At 64.2% G+C, this 19,527-nt stretch carries 20 protein-coding genes and 1 pseudogene; 13 read left to right on the top strand and 8 right to left on the bottom strand.

Going from position 1 to position 19,527, the window contains the following annotated elements; translation table 11 throughout:
* The first annotated feature begins 309 nt into the window (after positions 1-309).
* Both ACQCSZ_RS21785 and ACQCSZ_RS21780 read left to right on the top strand, forming a co-directional pair.
* Complete coding sequence (locus ACQCSZ_RS21785) at positions 310-2,337, top strand: AAA family ATPase (protein WP_427005697.1); 2,028 nt, start codon at positions 310-312, stop codon at positions 2,335-2,337.
* A gap of 3 nt (positions 2,338-2,340) precedes the next feature.
* The gene (locus tag ACQCSZ_RS21780) at positions 2,341-3,489 is read left to right on the top strand and encodes an McrC family protein (protein ID WP_427005696.1); all 1,149 of its coding nucleotides are present in this window, start codon (positions 2,341-2,343) and stop codon (positions 3,487-3,489) included.
* Positions 3,490-3,626: 137 nt separating this feature from the next.
* Here the strand turns inward: ACQCSZ_RS21780 and ACQCSZ_RS21775 are convergent, their stop codons facing one another.
* On the bottom strand, positions 3,627-4,826 hold the full coding sequence (locus tag ACQCSZ_RS21775) for an IS4 family transposase (protein WP_427005695.1): 1,200 nt from the start codon (positions 4,824-4,826) through the stop codon (positions 3,627-3,629).
* A 244-nt stretch (positions 4,827-5,070) separates the two neighbouring features.
* Positions 5,071-6,457: pseudogene (locus ACQCSZ_RS21770) on the bottom strand (IS1380 family transposase); the annotation flags it as partial.
* A gap of 179 nt (positions 6,458-6,636) precedes the next feature.
* Here ACQCSZ_RS21770 and ACQCSZ_RS21765 point away from each other — a divergent pair.
* From ACQCSZ_RS21765 to ACQCSZ_RS21750, 4 genes are all read left to right on the top strand, one after another.
* Positions 6,637-6,918 (top strand): hypothetical protein, encoded by a 282-nt coding sequence (locus tag ACQCSZ_RS21765; protein ID WP_427005694.1) that lies wholly within the window; start codon positions 6,637-6,639, stop codon positions 6,916-6,918.
* Between the two features lie 42 nt (positions 6,919-6,960).
* Entirely contained in the window at positions 6,961-7,467 is a 507-nt protein-coding gene (locus ACQCSZ_RS21760) for a helix-turn-helix domain-containing protein (protein ID WP_427005693.1), read from the top strand.
* Positions 7,468-7,470: 3 nt separating this feature from the next.
* A complete protein-coding gene (locus ACQCSZ_RS21755; RefSeq protein WP_427005692.1) occupies positions 7,471-8,109 on the top strand; it encodes a PIN domain-containing protein in 639 nt (212 codons plus the stop codon).
* A 235-nt stretch (positions 8,110-8,344) separates the two neighbouring features.
* On the top strand, positions 8,345-8,962 hold the full coding sequence (locus ACQCSZ_RS21750) for a uracil-DNA glycosylase (protein WP_427005691.1): 618 nt from the start codon (positions 8,345-8,347) through the stop codon (positions 8,960-8,962).
* Positions 8,963-9,014: 52 nt separating this feature from the next.
* Here the strand turns inward: ACQCSZ_RS21750 and ACQCSZ_RS21745 are convergent, their stop codons facing one another.
* From ACQCSZ_RS21745 to ACQCSZ_RS21735, 3 genes are all read right to left on the bottom strand, one after another.
* Complete coding sequence (locus tag ACQCSZ_RS21745; RefSeq protein WP_427005690.1) at positions 9,015-10,244, bottom strand: type II toxin-antitoxin system HipA family toxin; 1,230 nt, start codon at positions 10,242-10,244, stop codon at positions 9,015-9,017.
* Entirely contained in the window at positions 10,241-10,543 is a 303-nt protein-coding gene (locus tag ACQCSZ_RS21740) for a type II toxin-antitoxin system Y4mF family antitoxin (RefSeq protein WP_427005689.1), read from the bottom strand. Before ACQCSZ_RS21740 ends, ACQCSZ_RS21745 begins: the two co-directional genes overlap by 4 nt.
* A gap of 103 nt (positions 10,544-10,646) precedes the next feature.
* Positions 10,647-11,150 carry a MarR family winged helix-turn-helix transcriptional regulator gene (locus tag ACQCSZ_RS21735; protein WP_427005688.1) on the bottom strand — a complete coding sequence of 168 codons (504 nt, stop codon included), beginning with the start codon at positions 11,148-11,150 and terminating at the stop codon, positions 10,647-10,649.
* Between the two features lie 121 nt (positions 11,151-11,271).
* Between ACQCSZ_RS21735 and ACQCSZ_RS21730 the strand changes: the two genes are divergently transcribed.
* The gene (locus ACQCSZ_RS21730) at positions 11,272-11,646 is read left to right on the top strand and encodes a DoxX family protein (protein ID WP_211882217.1); all 375 of its coding nucleotides are present in this window, start codon (positions 11,272-11,274) and stop codon (positions 11,644-11,646) included.
* A 19-nt stretch (positions 11,647-11,665) separates the two neighbouring features.
* Here the strand turns inward: ACQCSZ_RS21730 and ACQCSZ_RS21725 are convergent, their stop codons facing one another.
* A complete protein-coding gene (locus tag ACQCSZ_RS21725) occupies positions 11,666-12,367 on the bottom strand; it encodes an SOS response-associated peptidase (RefSeq protein WP_427005687.1) in 702 nt (233 codons plus the stop codon).
* Between the two features lie 90 nt (positions 12,368-12,457).
* Here ACQCSZ_RS21725 and ACQCSZ_RS21720 point away from each other — a divergent pair, with 90 nt between their 5' ends.
* The 6 genes from ACQCSZ_RS21720 to ACQCSZ_RS21695 all read left to right on the top strand — a co-directional run bounded on the left by ACQCSZ_RS21720 (position 12,458) and on the right by ACQCSZ_RS21695 (position 17,769).
* Positions 12,458-12,760 (top strand): DUF4193 domain-containing protein, encoded by a 303-nt coding sequence (locus ACQCSZ_RS21720; RefSeq protein ID WP_211882213.1) that lies wholly within the window; start codon positions 12,458-12,460, stop codon positions 12,758-12,760.
* A 75-nt stretch (positions 12,761-12,835) separates the two neighbouring features.
* A complete protein-coding gene (locus ACQCSZ_RS21715; protein WP_427005686.1) occupies positions 12,836-14,152 on the top strand; it encodes an ATP-binding protein in 1,317 nt (438 codons plus the stop codon).
* Positions 14,153-14,250: 98 nt separating this feature from the next.
* The gene (locus ACQCSZ_RS21710; protein ID WP_427005685.1) at positions 14,251-14,922 is read left to right on the top strand and encodes a hypothetical protein; all 672 of its coding nucleotides are present in this window, start codon (positions 14,251-14,253) and stop codon (positions 14,920-14,922) included.
* Between the two features lie 323 nt (positions 14,923-15,245).
* Positions 15,246-15,632, top strand: coding sequence for a VOC family protein (locus ACQCSZ_RS21705; RefSeq protein WP_427005684.1), 387 nt, complete (start codon positions 15,246-15,248; stop codon positions 15,630-15,632).
* Positions 15,633-15,762: 130 nt separating this feature from the next.
* Positions 15,763-16,194, top strand: coding sequence for a DUF309 domain-containing protein (locus ACQCSZ_RS21700; protein WP_427005683.1), 432 nt, complete (start codon positions 15,763-15,765; stop codon positions 16,192-16,194).
* Positions 16,195-16,443: 249 nt separating this feature from the next.
* Positions 16,444-17,769: an acyltransferase family protein gene (locus tag ACQCSZ_RS21695; RefSeq protein ID WP_427005682.1), complete on the top strand. Its 1,326-nt coding sequence runs from the start codon at positions 16,444-16,446 to the stop codon at positions 17,767-17,769.
* Here ACQCSZ_RS21695 and ACQCSZ_RS21690 read toward each other — a convergent pair.
* Positions 17,676-18,347, bottom strand: a complete 672-nt coding sequence (locus tag ACQCSZ_RS21690; protein WP_427005681.1) for an HD domain-containing protein — start codon at positions 18,345-18,347, stop codon at positions 17,676-17,678. The two genes, ACQCSZ_RS21695 and ACQCSZ_RS21690, sit on opposite strands and share 94 nt — an antisense overlap.
* Positions 18,348-18,356: 9 nt before the next feature.
* Positions 18,357-19,253: a tRNA glutamyl-Q(34) synthetase GluQRS gene (gluQRS, locus tag ACQCSZ_RS21685; protein WP_427005680.1), complete on the bottom strand. Its 897-nt coding sequence runs from the start codon at positions 19,251-19,253 to the stop codon at positions 18,357-18,359.
* Positions 19,254-19,527: the final 274 nt, after the last annotated feature.

The raw sequence follows: 19,527 nt of genomic DNA, 5'->3' as shown, positions 1-19,527 counted from the left end.
GTTCCCAGTCCGGGCAACTCCGGACGCGGCGTCTGTTCCAGATCGGTTGGGACGGTCAGCGGCAGCATCCCTGAGTGGTCGGGGATCGATGCGCGTGCGCAGGTCCTCGGATAGACACAGTCCGGCAGGACGTAATGAATCACTCCCATGCTTACACCCATGATGCAGACTCATGAAGGACATCGAATCTACAGACCAGGACCGAACATGGCATCTCCAAGTGGAAACATCCCTCGATCGCGACTGATCCTGCAGCTACTGACGGAGCGCCCAGAGGGCCTCTATAACAAGCCGGGTGACGACGGAATCATGGCACTCGCTGCGGATCGCGTGCCGTGGACCGATCACGAACTCGAGACGCTCCCGAGTGGAGGGATCCGAGGTCCGGCCAACCTCTCGTGGGCCTCAGAGGATCTGAAGAAGGCCGGATGGCTCTGGAAGAACCCGGAAAGCGACGGGCTGTGGAAGATCACTGAAGCCGGCAAATCCGCGTTGGGCGAATTCCCCGACGACGAGTCATTGGCCCTCGAGGCACGTTCCCGCTACAACGAGTGGAGCAAGCAGAACAGGCAGAAGAAAGCGGAGCTCCTGCGAACAACGATTGTTGCCCGGCATGGTAGCGAAGAGCGCGTTCGAACCGCGGCTCAGCTCTTCCGTGAGAGGGGTCTCTCTCAATCCAGTTCGGTGTTTTTCCCCGGGCGCTCTGTCTGGACCAAGCCGAATGTCGATGCCCTCCTCAATCATTTCGTTAGCGCAGTGGACGTGGAGGGAACCGACTTCTTGACGAAGTTGGAAGTCCAACTTGCTGGTCTTGATGACGATACGAAGTTGTTGCTGGCCGAACTCACTACGTGGCAATTGCTTCCGTTCCACAAGAGCGCGATGGGCGAACGCGCGAAGCTTGCCCGAATCGACAAGATTCTCTCGTCCATGACTCATCCAGTCGAGGTGCCACGGGAGATCCGCGACGCCCTGAAGGACGGGGTGTATCACCCCGGCATGTGGATGGTGGGCCAGGCTCATCCTGCCATCAGCATCCATGTCCGTCTGGTCGATGAATGGCTCCGGCTCGGTTCTGAGAATCAAGAGAAGATCCTCGACGATCCGCAGTCATGGAAGAAATTCATACTCTCGGTGCCCGGAAACACTTATCCAACACAGCGAAATTCGCTGCTCTACATCGGCAGGCCCGACTACTTCACTTCTATGGTGCCAAATACCGACAAGCAGGCGGTGCGCGACAGGTTCCTCGGAGAAATCGGGCAGTCGGCCGGCGACATCGACGAGGATCTCTTCCAGATCGTGCTGAACCTGCAGCAATCGGAAAACGGCCCTGTGGACTTCTACAGCGATGCTTTTCTTCCTAAGTGGCGCGGTCCCGCCACCATCCTGGAACCGAGCGAGCCGATTCTCCCCCCAGTCGCTGGGGTTTCGAACAGCCGAGTCTTTCCAAAAGCTAGGGCGGAACTTTCGCAACGCCTCCACATCGACGAAGCCTGGCTCCAGAAGCAGCTGAATTTGGTCGAACGCCGCCGCCAGGTCATCCTCTACGGACCTCCCGGAACCGGAAAGACTTACCTCGCCATGGCCTTGGCTGAGCACATAGCGGGCGACACCAAATACACGGAGCTTGTCCAGTTCCATCCGAGCTACTCATATGAGGATTTCTTCCAGGGCTACCGTCCAGTGACCACGGACTCGGGCAATCTGAGCTATGAACTCAAGGACGGGCCGTTGCGGCGGATAGTGGATCAAGCTACCGGAAACCCGGAATTCAACTATGTACTCGTAATCGATGAAATCAACCGAGGGAATCTGGCCAAAATTTTTGGTGAGCTGTATTTTCTGCTTGAATATCGCAACAGGCCCATAAAACTGCAGTACAGCCGTAATGATGACGACTTCTTCGAACTCCCGTCCAACCTGTTCATCATCGGCACAATGAATACCTCAGACCGATCTATCGCACTACTCGACGCTGCCATGCGTCGGCGATTTTCCTTCATTGAGCTGCACCCGGACCGATACCCGACACAACAGGTTCTTGAGAAATGGCTGCAGCACCACAATCTTGACGCTGAGCCTGCGCATCTTCTGAGGGCGCTCAACCGGCGCATCGGCGATTCTGAGTTCAAGGTGGGGCCGAGCTATCTGATGCCCGCACAACGCGCCTTCGAAACGGGCCAGCTCGAGGATATCTGGGAGTACGACATCTTGCCCTTACTGGCCGAGCACCATTTTGGCGAAGGCTTGGATGTCGAAAAGACCTACGGCCTCGAGGCCCTGCGCCGAGAGGTCGCGGTGGCTGCTCGGACAATCGAGGCGCCGGTCGAGTAGCCCATGGAACGCATAACTCTCAAGGAGGGCGGGTTTGAAGCGTCGGTATCGCTTCCTGACGTCGTCGCGGCTGCAATCCCGAGGCTGGGCGTGGCCAATGTCAATCCTCTTGGCGACGGGAGGTGGACAATCTCGGGCATCAGCAAAGTCGGCGTCATCAACGTTGATGGATGGCAGGTGGAAATCGCCCCCAAGATTCCCATCGCCCGGCTGTTCTTCATGATGGGCTATGCACGCGATCGGACCATCTGGCAAGACCACGACGTCGCCATCGGCAGCGACGATACGCTGCTCGATACCATCGCAGTATCCTTCATTCGACAGGCAGGCTTCGCTCTTTCCCGAGGAATGCTTCAATCCTACGAAACGTTTGATGACGCCGCGCCTCTGGTTCGAGGACGAATGGACATACCAGCCCAGATCGGCCGCCGTGGTGGATTGGCCTTGCCTGCACAGATCATTTTCGACGAGTTCACCGTCGATACGGCCGAAAACCAATTGCTGCTTTCGGCTTCACTGAGGCTTCTGGACTTGCCGACGTTGCGCACCTCAGATAGGACTGCCATCAAGAAACTGACGCAGCGGCTTGAAGGCGTGACAGCCATACCGGGCGGAGCTTTGCTGCCGCCGGTGCGCTTCCATCGGTTGAATGACAGGTATAAGTCTGCGGTGGGACTGTCGAGGCTCATCTTGGCTAATTCATCTTTGGAGCACCGCAAAGGAGCGAATGCAGCCTCTGGGTTCCTCTTCGACACCTGGCGGATTTTTGAGGATTTTGTCTCAGCGGCCCTCCGCGAGAGTCTCTCCCGGCACGGAGAGAGCGTTCACCTCCAGTCTTCTTCGTACCTCGACCAGAAGGAAGAGCTGGTGATCAAGCCCGACATCTTGCTGCGCTCGAACGGCTCGGTCCGTGCCGTCGTCGACGCCAAGTACAAGGCGGAGAAGCACGGTCGCTTCCCGAACGCCGATGTTTACCAGATGCTGGCTTACTGCGTGAAATATGAATTGAAAGACGGCCATCTCGTGTACGCAAAAGGCGAGGAAGACCCCAAGTCCTATGTCGTCAACCCCCCTGACGTGACCATCCACTGCCATGCCTTGAATTTGGATCAAGCTCCAGAAGCGTTACTAGCCTCAATACTGTTTACTTAGGCTTTTTTGGTATTCGCTTGAGTGGCCAGTTCGACATTTTCCTTTTGATGACGCGGGGGTTGGTTCTTGGCCGGCGCGGGGGCAGCAGTTCATGCAGGATTTCGCGGCAGAAGACCGTGAAGGCCTCCGCCAGACGCTCAGGGGGAAATAGCCGGGCGCGCGGCGAGGGAACGCCGTACTGCCCGGAGGGTGCGGGTGAAAGAGAACCTCAGGGGGTCTTCCTCGAAGTGGTGGGCGACGTCGCCGATGAGGGACCGGATGGCGTAGTGCACGCAGAGGTATCCGTAGATTTCCTGCAGGACCCCGTCGGGGGTTTTGGAGCGCAGCACGGTCCCGGGGCCGCGCTGGTGGGTTTTGAGTTCATCGAAGCAGGACTCGATTTCCCAGCGTTTGGCGTAGGCTTCGGCAAGGTCCTCCGCGGAGGCGGCGTGCGGGTCAAGGATCGTGGTGATCAGCCGGAATTCGCTGCTCGTGTCGCCGGTGCTGACGGTGTATTCGATCGCGCGCACCCGGATGGGGTCCGTGTTGTTCCGCCGTGCCTTCGGGTTCGCGTAGACGGCGGAGAGGTAGGAGCCGTCGGCCAGGTCCTCGAGCACGGGCAGCACGGCGTTGGCCTTGACCCGCCACAGCAGTTGCGCACCGGTTCCGGAGCTGTCCTTCCAGGCCGTGTAGGAGAAGAACCCGCGGTCGGCCATGGCCAGCATGTCCGCCTCCAGCCGGTGGAGCAGGCCCGGATAGAGGTCGTGCTCGGACGTGGAAAAGCCGGAGACCACGGCCCCGATCACCGCGTGCGTGGCGCATTCGACCAGGCCGAGCACCCGCGCCTGCGGGTAGGCGCTTTTCAGATCCGTGGCCGTGCCCGGCCTGCCATACGCGCGCTCGTTGGCCTCCGTGTCCGCCAGATCCAGGCAGGTCCCGTCCACGGACACCAGCCGCCAGGAGCCGTGGAATCCCGGACCGCCCGGGAGTGCCAGAGGCTTCGCGGTCTCGGCGAACAGTTCGGCCATCACGGCGGAACCGAGGCGGGTCCGGGCCTTGAAGATCGCGGCCTTCGTCGGCATCTGCCAGTCCCGGAACCGGCCCGTGATCCATTCCATGCCGGCCAGCAGGGACCGCATCACTTCCTCATACGAACCGGCCGAAAACAAGGCCAGCGCCATCACGTAATAGACCATCAACCGCGACGGCAGCAACCGGTTCCGCTGCTCACGGGCCCCGGTCCGCCCAATCACCGCATCAACGACATCCGGCGGGAAAACCCGCGTCAAAACACCGAGCGAGACGTGGTCACTCAACCGCTCAGGACCCTCGGGAGTCACCCATCCGCTACGCGCCATGCCGAAAGATTAACACAACTACTCTAAGTGAACGGCATTGTTACTAGCCTCGATCTTTCATGAGGCGTGGTTTCCAGTGGGTCTGGGCTTACCGGCTGCCTGACGGTTCCTATGGTGGCATTTGGGTGTGACATTTGGACCGCTGGCCTGATGGCGGTTGTCGGTGACAGGTTCCACACCGGTCAGTGATGCTGGTGCTTTCTGGATGAGCGGCGGACGGTTGGCGGTCCAGGTTATGGCGGCTCAGTACTGCGAGGCGTTTCATTCCTTTGAGCAGCAGCGTCACGTCCGGTGCTGTCGCGGCCAGGTGCAAGGTGGTTTGGCGGGCGTGGCTGGCGATTTTGCCGCCGATTTCGAACAGCCTGGCGCGGAGTTTCTTAGGCTCCCAGCGTCTGGCCTTTGTGCCGGTGAAGGCAATCATTTGGGTCCAGGCCATGATCTCAGCGGCGAGCATGACCACGTGGCACCAGAGTTCATTGCCGGTAAAGGCGTGGAAGGGCAGGTTGGCCAGGCCGGTGTCTTTGGCGTTGCGGATCCTGTCCTCGCAGCGTGCCCGGAGCCGGTGGCGGACCTCCAACGTGGCCAGCTGGCCCTTTTCCTGGTTCGTCGCGATGGCCGTGTACCGGTGCCCGTCGATGTCGGTGATCCGCAGCTGGGCGCCGACGTGCGGGATTTCCTTGCGGACGATGACCCGCATCCCGGCAGGCAGGCCATGAGGACAGGTCCAGCATGCCGGTGATGTCGGCGACCCAGGCGCCGTCACGCTCAACCCCGTCGCTGTCGTACGCCTTGGTCCACCCGTCTTTGGCGACCAGGGGCAGGACAGCGGCCACCGCACCGTGGATCGGGAACCCCACGGAGTAGGAGAAGTTGCGACCCTTGGCAGTCAGCCAGTCCAGGAACCCGTGCGTGCCGCCGGCGGAATCGGTGCGGATCATAATCTTCCTCCCCGACCGGTACCCTTTCGGGAGTTGTTTGACAGAGTCCTTCACGACCTGGATGTGATCACTGACCGTGTTGGAGCCGGCATTGCCGGGCCGCAGCAGGGTCACCAGCGGCTCACCGGTGCCCAGAATCCCGTGGTCAAGGAAGGAACACAGCGGGTGGAATCCGACGCCCTTCTTCCACGTTGGACGGGCGTCTTCCTTCTCTGAATGGGAATTCAGGAGGGACGCGTCGAGGTCGATGACCAGCGGATTCCCGGCGCTCACCGCGTGCAGGGGTGAATCCTTCCCGGCTTGCGCCCACACATGGGCCCGAGCCTTGGCGCGGGCGCCGTTGATGGCCGCCAGCGCCCTGGCAGGCTTTACTGTTGCCAGGATCTTGAACAGCCGGCTGATCGTCGGATCCGAGGCCACGAGCCCGTACACCTCGGGCTGGTTGCGAAGCCGGTCAATGTCAGACACACTGTCGCCGCCCGTGGCCAACGACAGGGCGAGGTCGGTGAGGATTTTGCCCGGGTCGTGCGTGGCAAAGGGCTTGCGCCACGGCTCCAAAGCCTCCGACAAACCAGCGCCAAGACCAGCCCCCTTCACCATCGACGTCAGGATCACCCCGCCAGCCTGCGACACCACCCCGTCCCCGGAAGAATCAACACGGACAGACGGGTAAAAGCCGGTAAAGTAACTCACCTGCAGGGTGCTCCTGATGTGTCATGAAAAATGTTGTGTGGTAACTACATTTTCCCACGTCAGGGCACCTTTCAGGCTTTAAACACGCGTTCCAGCCACTCCCTCATGAAAGACCGAGGCTAGCGGAAGTCGATGTGCTTGCCGCAAGGATCGCAGGGGCTCTGATCGGCTAGCACCTCGTGCCCTGGCCTGCGCACTTCGTGGAAGGCGTGCGGCGGGAGCTCGTGAAAAACGAGACCCTGCAGAAGCAGGCCCAGAACAATTCACGGAGCCACTTCGGCAGCAGCCCGCACCTGGAGAAGGCTGTCACCGACGCCGTATCGAACTCCATGGACAGCCACTACAACCTGAGCCTCCAGGCGCTGGGCGACAAGACCAAGATGCACGCGCTGCTGAAGATGCTGAGTGAACTTGTTTACGAGGAGCTGCAGGTCAGCACTTCCAGCGGCGGCCCCCGTTGACACTTTTCGAATATTTCGAATAAGCTGGTTCCGGAGGTAAATGTGAACGCGACCCCAGTATTTGAAGATCGACGCACCTACCTGGCCGGGGCTGAGCGGCTGGCGGAGTTCACCAACTTTGCCGCGGCGCTGGCCGCCCATCTTTCGTCCCGGAGCGCCCCGGAGGCTCCGGCACGGCTCCAAATAGTGGATGCCGAGGGGAACGCCACCGAAATCCCGCCGGAAGTCTACGAGGCGCTGGTGCAAGTCACCGAGGCACTCTCTTCCGGGCGGGGTGTCACCGTGGTGCCCACTGACAGCCAGTTGACAACCCAGCAGGCCGCGGAGCACTTAGGGATTTCCAGACCCACCCTCATCAAGCTTCTGGAGCAAGGCCGGATTCCCTTTTCCAAAGTTGGCCGCCACCGCAGGATCCTCCTGAAAGACCTCGTCGCGTATGAAGCATCAGCACGGGCCGAACGGCGGCGCGCCCTGGACGAGCTGTCGGCGGATTCGATGGAGGACGGGTCGTACTTTGCGACCCTGGAGATCGATCACAGGACGCGGTAGGACGTGGCCTTCGCTGCGCTCCTTGACACCTGCACCCTCCTGCCGATCTCACTGGCCGATCTGCTCCTGCGCCTGGCTGAGGCGAAAACATACAGGGCACTGTGGTCAGAAGAGATCCTGCTGGAGCTGGAGCGGAACCTCGTCAAAAAAGCCGGGGTGAAGGAAGTGCCGGCGCGCCGCCGCGTCGACGCCATGCGCGAACACTTTCCGGATGCGATGGTGGAAAACTTCGAGGACCTGGTTCCTTCGATGAGTTGCGATCCGAAGGACCGGCATGTGTTGGCGGCAGCGGTCCGGGCCAATGCCGCTGTGATTGTTACCTACAACCTCAAGGACTTTCCGGTCTCCTCGACGCGGCCCTACGACATTTCCGTGGTGTCTCCCGACGATTTCCTCCTGGACCAGTTCGACCTTTATCCCCAGGCGACGGCGCATTGCGTCGTGGAGCAGGCGGGGGCGTACCAGAACCCGCAACTCTTGGCACTCGATCTCGTGGGCCACTTCGAAAGGGTCGGCCTGCCGCTCTTTGCCGACAGGATCCGCCCGGCGGTCGCCGCCTTCGTCGAGTCTGCCATGGTACGGACGCAGGGTGATCCCCGCCGCCTGATGGAATCGATCCGCCAGCTGGAGGGCAGGGAGTGAGAGCCGGCAGGCCCGGGCACGCAAGACCTGCAGGTACCTTCGCGATCTCGCTATGAGACGGCTCGGACTTTTGATGGTCCATGACAGCCCGGCGTACATCTGACGGTGACCTGCAGGCATCTTTAAGATTACTCCGGGCCGTTCCGCAGCACCACCGAAAAGGCGCCCCTTCACCCGAACGCGTAGAGTGGGAGCAGACGCCTGATTCTGGACGCGAAGCGCTGAGGGAGAAATCGTGACGATTGACTGGGACGAAAAAAAGGCCCTGCTGCAGGAACCGAACATCGCTGCCGTGACGCAGCTTTGCGAGGAACTGATGGAGAAGAAGCCGGGGTCGGTCGTCCCCTACATCGACCCCATCCATGACGAGGACGAGTGCCGGATCGTCAGCCTGCACATCACCCCGGGCAAGGGCACCGAATCTGGGTTCGTCTCCCACTTCAACGACGACGAGGCGGCCCGCCGCGCGACCTCCATCTACGAGGCCGCCGAACTGGACCCCCGCTACGTGATGCCGTGGAACGCTTACCCGTGGGTCCGCGACCCCGAACTGCCCTCCGCCCTGAACGTCCAGGAAAAGACGGACGGACTGCGCCCCTTCCGCCAGTTCCTGAAGATCAACAAGCGCGTCTCGGCCGTCATCGCCCACGGCGCCGACGCCCATGCCTTCCTGACCCTCTTCGAGAAGACCTACCACTCCTCGCTGAAGAACCACGGCGTCAAGATCTACAAGGCCACCGCCCTCGGCGGCCGCGCCTTCGCCGTCTCGGCAGCCAAGCAGGAGGAACTCCTCGCCAAGAACGTCGAGGTCTACAAGGACGCCATGCAGCGCGCCGGCATCCAGCACCTCTGATCCGCCAGCTCTGAAGAACGCCCGACGCCGGTCCCTGCCGGTGCCGCCGGCCTCACCCTTCCAGCAGCCTGCGCCGGTGTTTGAGCTCCTTGACCCATGCCCTGGTGACCATCGCGGCGAACGGCGAGCCGCCGTCGTCGCGCGTTGACGCAAACGCCGTACCCGCCTCCAGATCCGCCAGCAGCGGGCCGGACGCCTTCAGCCCGAGTTCCAGCACCTGGACCGCCGCGCGTTCAGTCAGCCCGAGCCCGTTCGCCCAGGCCAGGAAATGCTTCCGCGAGATCCCCGTGCGCTTGCCGTCCAGCGTGAGGGCGAGCGTCTTGTCCCCGTAGACCACGGTGGAGGGGATGTCGTACACCGGGGCGATGGACCACTCCCCCGACGGCTGCTGCACCATGGACACGTTCTTCGCATGCAGGTCCCCGTTCCCGCTCAGCCACGCGAACGCCGCCTGGACCGCCAGGTTCCGCAACGCCGGCAGCGGCGCCGCACAATACGCCGCCAGCGCACGGCACACCTGCCCGTACCCCACGTTGTACTTGTCCGCCGGGTACAGCCCCAGCACCTGCGCCCCGTCCTCGACGGCGAGACGCTCCACCGCATCCGGCGCCCCGCCCGCCACAGGGATCCGGTCGAAGCGCTCCACCAGCAGCCCGGGCCGGCCGGCGACATCGCGGATCAGCTGCACCCGGCTCAGCGGGATCCGCAGCTTCGCCGCGTAGCGGAACATCACGAACTCGTTCTCCACCACATGCGGGAACTCCGGCGCGTTGAGCTTGAGGATGAACCGCCGGCCCGCCCTCGCCACCGGCATCGAAATCATCCCGGCGGACAGCTTGTCCTGCACCCCGGCGAGCGCCACCGGATCGATCAGCCCCGAATCCCCCAGCAGGGCATCGAAATCCACGGGCGTCTTCGGATCCAGCCGCACGGCGTGCTCGTCCGGGTCCAGCTTCTCGCCGTGGCCCACGATCTGCACATCACCCACCGGATTCGCCCCGGCCGCGATGAGCAGCGAGAGTTCATCATCCACGCTCGTCTTCACCGAGCGGCGCAGCGCGTTCAGCCGGCGCCCCTCCGGCAGCAGCCCGGTGAAATACGGCGGCGCGGCACCCGCCGCTGAGAACACCGGTTCCACGGTCAGCGGCAGGGAACTCGCGACGGCGGGCCGGGCCGCGGCCAGGTACGCCGGCAGGTAGCTGAACCTGGTGCCGCCGCCGTGCCGTTCCAGCCGCGCCGCCAGCACCCCGGCCTTGTAGACGTCCGCGACCCGGTGTTTCACGGCTGGGGGTCCCGGGGTGCCGGGTCGACGGCGGCCGGGTCGACTTCGAGCGCCGGCTCGCCGGCGAGCGCGAGGGCGGCGGAGCTGGTCCGGGTGCCCAGCCGCAGCTCGAGCCCGAGCGTGCCCAGGAGCGCCAGCAGCGAGTCCAGCTGGACGCTGCGTTTGCCCTGCTCGACGAACCGCACGAAACGCTCCGACACTCCGGCAAGCTCGGCGAGGTCCCGCTGGCTCAGCCGCAGCGCCCCGCGCCGCGCCCGGACCTCCGCGGCGAGCCGGTCAGGGAATGCTTCCGGCGTCATGCAGGCCCCTTCGGATCGGTATGAACGTGCCGTTTTGGGTGAAATACCAGTCTAAACCCGCCGTCCGGCGGGATTCAAGGGAAATCCGGTACGTTCGTGCCGTTTACTCCGCGGCTTCATGCGGCCGGGAAGGTGTGGCCTCCTGCCCGGGCCGGGCGCAGGAATCACCATGGACCGCCTGGCCAATGGCAGCCAGCTGGGCTACCTGATCCCGGCCCAGCCGGTCGAACACGAGGGAACGGACCGCCTCCACATGGCCGGGCGCTGCGGCGGCAATCTTTGCCATCCCGGCGTCGGTGAGGCGGGCCAGCACCGCGCGGCGGTCCTCCGCAGCCATGGTCCGCGCCACCAGCCCTTGCTGTTCAAGACGGGACACAATGCGGGAGAGGCGTGACTGGGAAGTGCTGGCCGCCGCGGCGAGCTCCGTCATCCGCATCTGCCTCTCCGCCGATTCAGACAACATGGCGAGCACCATATAGCCGGCCAGGGTCAGATCCTCATCCCGCTGCAGCTGGGACTCCAGGGCCGCGGGAAGCGTGAACATCATGGCTGCCAGCGCCAGCCATGCCTCGTGCTCCTGCCCATCGAGCCACCGGGGTTCCGTCATAAAGGAAGTCTACCCGTGGTTACTTGACGCCGCATTTCTTTCGGCTGCATTATTTGCAGTATCAAATAAATATTAATTCGTGCGACACCAAGCGCACACCCGAACCGAAGGAACCAACATCATGAACATCGCCCTGTGGATCGTCACCGGACTTCTCGCCCTGGCCTTTCTCGCCGCCGGCATCATGAAAATGGCCCAGCCGCAGCAAAAACTGGCGGCCTCCGGAATGGCCTGGGCCGGCGACTTCACCGCGAGCTCGGTCAAGGCCATCGGCGCCGTGGAAGTGCTCGGAGCCCTCGGGCTGATCCTCCCGGCCGTCACCGGCATCACCCCCGTCCTCGTACCGCTCGCGGCAACCGGCCTCGCCGTCGTCATGATCGGCGCTGCCGTCACCCACGCCAAACGCGGTGAAAAGCAGGCGATCGGCATCAACCTCATATTGGCGGCCCTGGCACTCTTCGTCGCCGTCGGACGCTTCGGCGCCTGGCAGTTCTAAAGCGGCACCGTGGTGACGTTCAGGCCGGCTCGATGAGTTCCGGGCCGTTGTTGCGGACCGAGTTGACCCGGTCGGTGACCACGCGCGGGGTCAGGACAGGTTCGGGGATGCTCTCCAGGAGATGCTGCACGGCCTCCTTGTCGGTGATGTCCGGGTTCAGCCAGTCGGCGTACATCTCCCGGGGGACGATCACCGGGGCCCGGTCGTGGACATGGCCCAGGGAATCGTGGGCCGTCGTGGTCAGGACGGTGCAGCTGAGCAGCCACCGGTGCGGATCATCCTCCGGCAGGGACGGGTCCGGCCAGAATTCGTACAGCCCGGCGAAGGCCAGCAGTTCGTCCTTCTCGGAGTAGAGGTAGTTAGGGATCTTCTTCCCGTCCGCCGTCTTCTCCCACTCGTAGTATCCCTCCGCAGGGACCAGCGCGCGGCGCTTGACGGCTGCCTTCCGGAACGCTGGCTTGTCCAGGATCGTTTCGCTGCGCGCGTTGATCAGTTTCGAGCCGATCTTGACGTCTTTCGCCCAGGACGGCACCAGGCCCCAGCGGGCGATCAGCAGCCGGCGCTCGGGCCCGTCACCGGAGGCCTTCTCGGCAATAATCGGGACGTCATCGGTCGGCGCGACGTTCCAGCTCGGTGGCGGGGCGGAACCCTCGGCCACCTGGGCATCGAAGTAGCTCAACAGGTCACCGGTCGCCCGGGCCATCACATATCTGCCGCACATGTGTTCATTGTGCACCAAGGTTAGGAAATAATGACGGGATGGTGTATGTTGCATAGCCGACCCCCCAAACGAGAAAAGAGAACCACCCCCGTGGCAACCGATTACGACGAACCCCGCTCCGACGTCAAGGAATCCCAGAACAATTCCCTGGAGGCACTGCAGTCCGCCAACGCCCCGGACGCCCGCAGCGTCGTCCGCGACCTGGACGAAGCCGATGCCCTCGACGGCGCGGAAACCCCGGGCGGAGAGTTCATCTCCGAAGAACTCACCGTCCAGGTCATCCCGCAGAAGGACGACGAGTTCACCTGTTACTCCTGCTTCCTGGTCCGGCACCGTTCCCAGCTCGCCCGCGAGAAAAACGGCCACGCCTACTGCACCGACTGCGAAGGCTGAGTCCCGGGCAGGTTCGCATATGCTCGTCAGAGATGCCCAGACGGGCTCAGCGACGAACCATCCGGGAGACACCACATGACCACCTGGCGGATCAGGGATTTTCATTCGGCCGACCTTGACGGGATCCTGCATCTCTGGGAGTCCCTCAAGGCCACCAACGTCGAGCCGGTCTACGCCCTTTCGGAGGTTCTGGCCTCCTGCGAGAAGGACCACGCCGTCGTCGCGGTGCAGGGCGAGACGGTGGTGGGGGCCGCCGTCGGACGCGCCGCGCACGACCAGGGCTGGATCGTGTTTTTGGCCACGCTTCCCGAGTTCCGCGGCCGCGGGATCGGCACCTCGCTGCTGGCCGCCGTCGAAAACCGGATGGCCCCGCACGGGCTGAACAAGCTCTCCGCGCTGATGCCGGAATCCGAAACCCGGGTGGAGGCATTCCTGGGCCGCGGCTTCGTGCTCAAGAAAAACCTGCGCTACTTTGAACGGACCATCCCCGTCCAGCGGCAGGAGCTCGGCGCGCTGGGCCAGCTGGGCGGCCGCATCCTGGCCCGCGACCTTTGGGAAAACGTGGCCGGCATGCGCAAGGAGAAGGAACTGCTGGAACGGCGCCTGGTCCTGCCGCTGGCCGAGGCCGATCTCGCCGATGAATACGGCGTGGTGCCGCCGCGCGCCGTCGTCCTCTTCGGCCCGCCCGGCACCGGAAAGACGACCTTCGCGAAGGCGATCGCCTCCCGGCTGGAGTGGCCGTTCGTGGAGGTTTTCCCGTCCCGGCTGGCCTCGGACCCCAAGGGGCTGGCCGGCGCGCTGCGCGAGACGTTCCTGGAGATCGCCGAACTGGAGCACGCGGTCGTGTTCATCGACGAGGTGGAGGAGATCGCCTCCCAGCGTTCGGGCGAACCGCCGTCGCCGCTGCAGGGCGTCACCAACGAACTGCTCAAGATCATCCCGGCCTTCCGCGAACAGCCCGGCCGGATCCTGGTCTGCGCCACCAACTTCATCCGCGCCCTGGACACCGCGTTCCTGCGCCACGGCCGGTTCGACTATGTCATCCCCATCGGCCTGCCCGACCGCCAGGCCCGCGAGGCCATGTGGCAGCGCTTCATCCCCGCCGCCGTGGTGGACGATGTGGACGTGGAACTGCTGGTGGACCGCACCGAGGGCTTCTCCCCCGCGGATATCGAGTACGCGGCCCGGAGCGCCTCCCAGCGGGCGCTGGAAAAGGCGGTGTACGACGACGGCGGGCTGGCTTCCGGCGGTGACGTCGCCGTCCGGGCTGCCGTCCGGAAGGGCCCGGCCACCCAGGACTACCTCGACGCGATCGCGGACACCCGCACCACCGTGAGCGACGAGGTCCACGAACAGTTTCTCGAGGACATCGACGCGCTGGGCCGGGTGTAACCAAAAGCAGCGCGGGGTCAGATACGGCCCATGTTGTGCCGTGGGATGGGCGCTAAGTGACCCCGCGTTGCATTCAATCCTGAGTCCGGGAGGAAACCGTGATCCTGTTCCTGACAATTGTGAGCGGCCTCGCCTGGACCGTGGTGTACGTCGAGGCCATCCGGATCGGGTTCAGGGACAAGAGCTACGCGATCCCGGCCGCCGCGCTCGGGCTGAATTTCGCGTGGGAGGCCATCCACGCCTCCCGCTCCGTCGTCACGGGATTATCTGTCCAGGGCGTCTTCAACATCGTCTGGGGCCTGGCCGACGTCCTGATTGTGTACACCTTCCTCAGGTTCGGCAGATCCGAACTGCCGCCCTGGGTGACGCGGAAGCTCTTCATCGGCTGGGCGCTCCTGCTGGGCGTCGCATCCTTCGCCGTGCAGCTGCTGTTCGTCGTGGAGTTCGGCTGGGAGCTCGCCGCCCGGTATGCCGCCTTCCTGCAGAACCTCCTGATGTCCGGACTGTTCATCGCCATGTACGCCGCCCGGGGCGGAACGCGGGGCCAATCCCTGGTTATCGCCGTCGCCAAGTGGCTAGGGACGCTTGCGCCCACCATCGTGTTCGGCTGGTACGGGAACTCCCCGTTCATCCTGGGCGTCGGCGCCCTCTGCAGCGTCTTTGACCTCGCCTATATCGGCCTGCTGTGGCGGACACTATCCCACCGCGTTTCCCCGGGGATTATGGAACCCGGTGGCAGGGAAGAAGTTCCTGACTTGCCCGCGTCGTGACGGCCAGCGGGTCCCGATTCTCAAGATCTCCTGAAGATGATCCGGCCCTGGTCGTTCGTGAGCACCAGCGATTGCTTCCCCAAGGAGTATGTCAACGGCGTCTTGAGGTCGGCAGTCGTCCAGGCCCGCTTCGGACCCTGCCGAACTTCAGGACTCGAGTGCGCAACCCGACGCTAGTCCTTGGCCATTTGCGGTGTGCCCGCGAGTTCGATGAGGTTCCGATCGGTGGCAGCTCGCCGCCCAACGGGATCCCTGAACGCAACACCAGGAATTCACAAGCACGCGGCGAGCGAAGTGCATGGCTCGAGGGCAGGATGGAGAACATGGAAGTCATTGGGAGCCGCATCCTGCTTCATCCGTCCGAACCTGAGCGGAGCCACCGGTTTTATCGGGACACGTTGGGCTTGGCGATCTACCGGGAGTTCGGGAGTCGTGATGCGCCGGGCCTGGTGTTCTTCCTGGGAAACGGTTTTCTCGAGGTCAGTGGACGGTCGACTGATCCGCCGGGGAGTGCCTTGGCGATCTGGATTCAGGTTCGCGACGTGCAGCTCGAGCACGAGCGGCTGCTGGCGGCCGGGGTCCCGGTGCTCCGCAAGCCGCAGCAGGAGCCGTGGGGGCTGGTGGAGATGTGGATCGCGGACCCCGACGGAGTGCGCATCGTGCTCGTTGAGGTTCCGAAGGATCACCCCCTGCGACGCGACCAGCGGTGATCATTTCTTCTCTCGCGGCCGCCGTCCCGACGGCAACCTTTGCGGCGGAACGGATGTTCCAGGGGCCGGGACTTACCATTGGGCGTATGAAGGTTGGTAAGGTCCGGGGACGCTCAGGGCGGAAACTGCAATGACTGGTGACAGGGATCGGGATGCTTCAAGGCGCCCGCGGCAGGCCCGGCCACGTGACGCTCTTGGGCGGCCGCTGCCGTACGGAAGCGCCGGCGTCGAGCCGGTCTCCGAGGAGCCGCTGCCGCCGGCGCAGACCTTGGCCTCGGCCCGGAGTCTGGTGGAAGCCGGCCGGCCCTTCGCCGCCCATGAGGTACTCGAGGCCCGCTGGAAAGCCGGGCCGGCCGAAGAACGCGACCTGTGGCAAGGTCTTGCCCAGATCTGCGTCGGGCTCACCCATGCCGCCCGGGGGAACAGCGTTGGCGCGCTCCGGCTCTTCGAGCGCGGTGCGGCCCGACTCGAGGAGTACGGTTCCGGCGAAGGGCCGACCTACGGGCTCGACTTGTCCGCCGTTGTGAGTTGCGCACGTGATCGGATGCGCACCGGCCGTTGAGAGGGCGTTCGACGGAGGGCCGAAAATGCTGAACTTGATACCCACCAGCAACGTGGCTCAGTGCTGAACGGATCCCTGGTGTCCGGACCGCGCGGAGCCAGGGACCACCGAGGCCGCATTTGGGTCCCATAGGCCTGTGGGGCTGGCGGCCGGATCATCGGGCTGGCCGGGGTCAGGTTTCGTCCAGCCAAATCGGGGATACTTGGACAAGGCGCAGGACTGGCGCCGCCATCGCATTGTCAGCAGGCAATGGCCGGTTTGCCTCGATTCGACGGAAGCCGGAACCGGTCAGATAGAGGCTCCGGAGGTTATGTGACGTCGCTAGTTGGTGGAACGGTCGCGACGGCCGCCCAGCAAACTACAGTGCGCCCAAGGCTGGACGGCCTGGACGTTCTTCGCGGTGCTGCCGTCGGTGCCGTTCTGTTGGGACATTCTTGGCCCGGGATATTTCAAGGTGCCGGCATCGTCGGTGTCATTGTCTTCTTTGTGTTGAGCGGTTACCTGATCACAGGCGTGCTGCTCAGGGATGTCGAACGGCATCGCAAAATTCGTTACGGCCGTTTTTATGCGCATCGGGCCTTCCGCCTGCTGCCGGCACTCATCTCCTTCCTCGGCGTGTACGCCATCGTTGAATTGACGGCCGATGTCCTCGGGGATCGATCCAAGGGAATCATCGGTTATACCGTCCTTGCCGGTTTCGGGTACCTCAAAGACCTACCGCTGCCTTTCGATGTCAGCTTGGCCATCGGACCGCTCTGGACCCTGGCGGTGGAAGAGCAGTTCTATCTGATCTGGCCGGCGCTGCTGGTGTTCGCCCTGCGGCGTAACCGTCAGGGTCGGCTGATTGGCTGGTCTGCCGCCGTCGTCCTTTCCCTCATGACGGCGAGTGTGCTGGCGATGCTGATCCTGGCTCCGCAACTTCACTCCCTGGTCTACGCGCTGCCGACGACGTGGGGTCTCGGGCTGATCGTCGGTTCGGCGCTGCGCCTATACAGGGTCCATGTGTTCAGCTGGTTCTCCGGCCAACGGCTCAGACTGGCGGCCCTGCTCGGCTCGATCCTTGTCCTGGCTGCGCTGATCTTCTTCCCCAAGGCCAACGAATCGCCGGCCTTCTTCTTCGGTGGAGGGCCGCTGGCCATGGCCGCCGCGGCCGTCCTGGTGGTACTGGCCGCCTCCCGTACCCGTGTGATGCCGAAGTGGACGCGCGCGTTGCAGCTGCTGGGCACAGTTTCCTACGCCGCGTACCTCTGGAACTATGTCGTCATTCTCTGGCTCAACGGCGGATCGACAGCCGATCTTCCGCCGCTGGTGGCTGTGTCGGCCATCCTGCTGACCCTGCTACTAGCGGTCATCAGCTGGCACACTGTCGAAAGGCTGGGACGCATCGCGCGCCGGCGCTTCGACAAGTACTACCCGGACCAGCGGCGGCCTGTCAGCGGCGGGGTTTCCCAGGATCTGGACCAGACTCCGATGGCGGCCCGTCAGTTCCGGTGGGACTGGGTCTCGGCAGGCTCGACCGCCCAAGCAGGCTCAGCCCCCGACTCGGTCTCGACAGTCTCGGCCGCTGGCTCGTAGGAGAGGTTCTCGTAGTCGGTGTCGTCCGCCTCGTCGAGCATGTCATCGAGTTCCTCGAGCAGCCACGGGTTCACCCGGGCCAGGATCTTCCGGGTTTCCTCCACAGGGACGGCGGCGTAGAGCACCGGGCGGGCCTCGTCGTAGCGGGTGACGGGCGGCTTGTCCGGCCATTTCTCGGCCAGCGCCCTGACCCGCTCGGGCAGCGAATTGTGCGCGTTGTCGGCAATCTTGACCAGGGTGGCGTCGTGGTCCTCGGTGATGGAGCGGATGACGGCCTGGTAGTCGTCCGGGTTCTCGTGGAAGCGCTTCGTGACGCGCTCGATGATCTCCACGGCCCGCCCGGGAACGCCCATGTCCAGCAGCGCCTGCCGCGTCATCGGGGTGTCCTCGGCGATGTCGTGCAGGTAACCGGCGATCCTGATGTCGTCGTCGAAATCAGCCAGCGCGTCCCCGACGGCCAGCACGTGCTCCTTGTAGGGCCGCTTGAGCTTGTCCTTCTGCCGGTTGTGGGCCACTTCGGCAAGGATCTTGGCTGTCTCGACGGTGAAGCGGGGCTGGGGAAGCGCTGGTTCTGACATGCTTCCAGCCTACGCGCCGCGCCCGCCCATGCCGGGCCAGACCCACGGCTCCCGCGGCAGCGCGGCGGGGTCAAAGACCGCCAGCGCACGCTCCAGCGGTCCGGCCGGCAGCCCCAGGGAGGCCAGCAGCGCGTCGCGAACCTCCTCAACCCGCACCCCGGCGACCGCCAGCTCAGCGAGCGTGACGGCGCCGTCGCGCTTGGCGAGCCGGGCGCCGTCGGCGTTCAGCACCAGGGGCACGTGCGCGTACTCCGGAACGGGCAGCTCCAGCAGGGAGGCGAGGTAGGCCTGCCGGGGCGTGGAGGGCAGCAGATCGTCGCCGCGGACCACCTGGTCAATGCCCTGCGCGGCGTCGTCCACCACCACGGCCAGGTTGTAGGCCGTCACGCCGTCGTTGCGCCGGAGCACGAAGTCATCCACGATCCCGGTATAGCTGCCGTGCAGCACGTCCTGCACCGTCGCTTCACGCACGCCGGAACGGAGCCGGATCGCCGCGGGCCGGATGGCCCTCCTGGCCTCGAGCTCGGCGGCCGGGAGGTTCCGGCAGGTGCCCGGATAGGCGCCCTGCGGTGCGTGCGGCGCGGACGGGGCCTCCTGGATTTCGCGGCGGGTACAGAAGCACTCATACGTCAGTCCGGCGGCCGTCAGCCGTCCGACCGCCTCCGCGTACAGGGGCCCGCGCTCCGTTTGGCGCACGACGCCGCCGTCCCAGCTCACGCCGATCGCCGCCAGATCGCGGAGCTGCTCCGCCTCGGCGCCTGCCCTGGCGCGGTCCAGGTCCTCCACGCGCATCAGGAAGCGCCGGCCGGTGGAGCGGGCAAAGAGCCAGGCGAGGATGGCCGTCCGGAGGTTGCCCAGATGAAGTTCGCCGGAGGGGCTGGGGGCAAAGCGGCCGGCGGAGGTCATGGGACCACCCTATTCCCGGCAGGACAGCAGCAGGACAAGAGCCCCTCAGCTACCGATGACTTCGGGGAAATCCGACGTCGGTGGCTCAGGGGCTCTTGCCGTGTTTAGTTAAGCTGGGCGGAGTGACGATGCGTGAACAAGAGTCAATCAGCGGCGGGTTCCTTGCGGGAATCCTCGTCCAGGGTCCGGGTGGTGTTCCGGGGCGCCTGTAGCCTTTCGGGGTCCGGCGGTAGCCTCGTCCCTTCGTTGCCATTATTTCAACAGACAGCCTACA

This window comes from Pseudarthrobacter sp. H2, assembly GCF_050157045.1.
Lineage (GTDB): Bacteria > Actinomycetota > Actinomycetes > Actinomycetales > Micrococcaceae > Arthrobacter.
This window is presented reverse-complemented; position numbering and strand designations above follow the sequence as displayed.

What these genes read in the sequence shown, in the direction of transcription:
- ACQCSZ_RS21730 (WP_211882217.1), top strand. Translation starts at nt 11,272, where the DNA reads ATGAACATCGCCCTGTGGATCGTCACCGGACTTCTCGCCCTGGCCTTT.
- ACQCSZ_RS21705 (WP_427005684.1), top strand. Translation starts at nt 15,246, where the DNA reads ATGGAAGTCATTGGGAGCCGCATCCTGCTTCATCCGTCCGAACCTGAG.
- ACQCSZ_RS21700 (WP_427005683.1), top strand. Translation starts at nt 15,763, where the DNA reads ATGACTGGTGACAGGGATCGGGATGCTTCAAGGCGCCCGCGGCAGGCC.
- ACQCSZ_RS21740 (WP_427005689.1), bottom strand. Translation starts at nt 10,543, where the DNA reads ATGACGCCGGAAGCATTCCCTGACCGGCTCGCCGCGGAGGTCCGGGCG.
- ACQCSZ_RS21695 (WP_427005682.1), top strand. Translation starts at nt 16,444, where the DNA reads ATGGCCGGTTTGCCTCGATTCGACGGAAGCCGGAACCGGTCAGATAGA.
- ACQCSZ_RS21735 (WP_427005688.1), bottom strand. Translation starts at nt 11,150, where the DNA reads ATGACGGAACCCCGGTGGCTCGATGGGCAGGAGCACGAGGCATGGCTG.
- ACQCSZ_RS21785 (WP_427005697.1), top strand. Translation starts at nt 310, where the DNA reads ATGGCACTCGCTGCGGATCGCGTGCCGTGGACCGATCACGAACTCGAG.
- gluQRS (WP_427005680.1), bottom strand. Translation starts at nt 19,253, where the DNA reads ATGACCTCCGCCGGCCGCTTTGCCCCCAGCCCCTCCGGCGAACTTCAT.
- ACQCSZ_RS21780 (WP_427005696.1), top strand. Translation starts at nt 2,341, where the DNA reads ATGGAACGCATAACTCTCAAGGAGGGCGGGTTTGAAGCGTCGGTATCG.
- ACQCSZ_RS21775 (WP_427005695.1), bottom strand. Translation starts at nt 4,826, where the DNA reads ATGGCGCGTAGCGGATGGGTGACTCCCGAGGGTCCTGAGCGGTTGAGT.
- ACQCSZ_RS21715 (WP_427005686.1), top strand. Translation starts at nt 12,836, where the DNA reads ATGACCACCTGGCGGATCAGGGATTTTCATTCGGCCGACCTTGACGGG.
- ACQCSZ_RS21725 (WP_427005687.1), bottom strand. Translation starts at nt 12,367, where the DNA reads ATGTGCGGCAGATATGTGATGGCCCGGGCGACCGGTGACCTGTTGAGC.
- ACQCSZ_RS21690 (WP_427005681.1), bottom strand. Translation starts at nt 18,347, where the DNA reads ATGTCAGAACCAGCGCTTCCCCAGCCCCGCTTCACCGTCGAGACAGCC.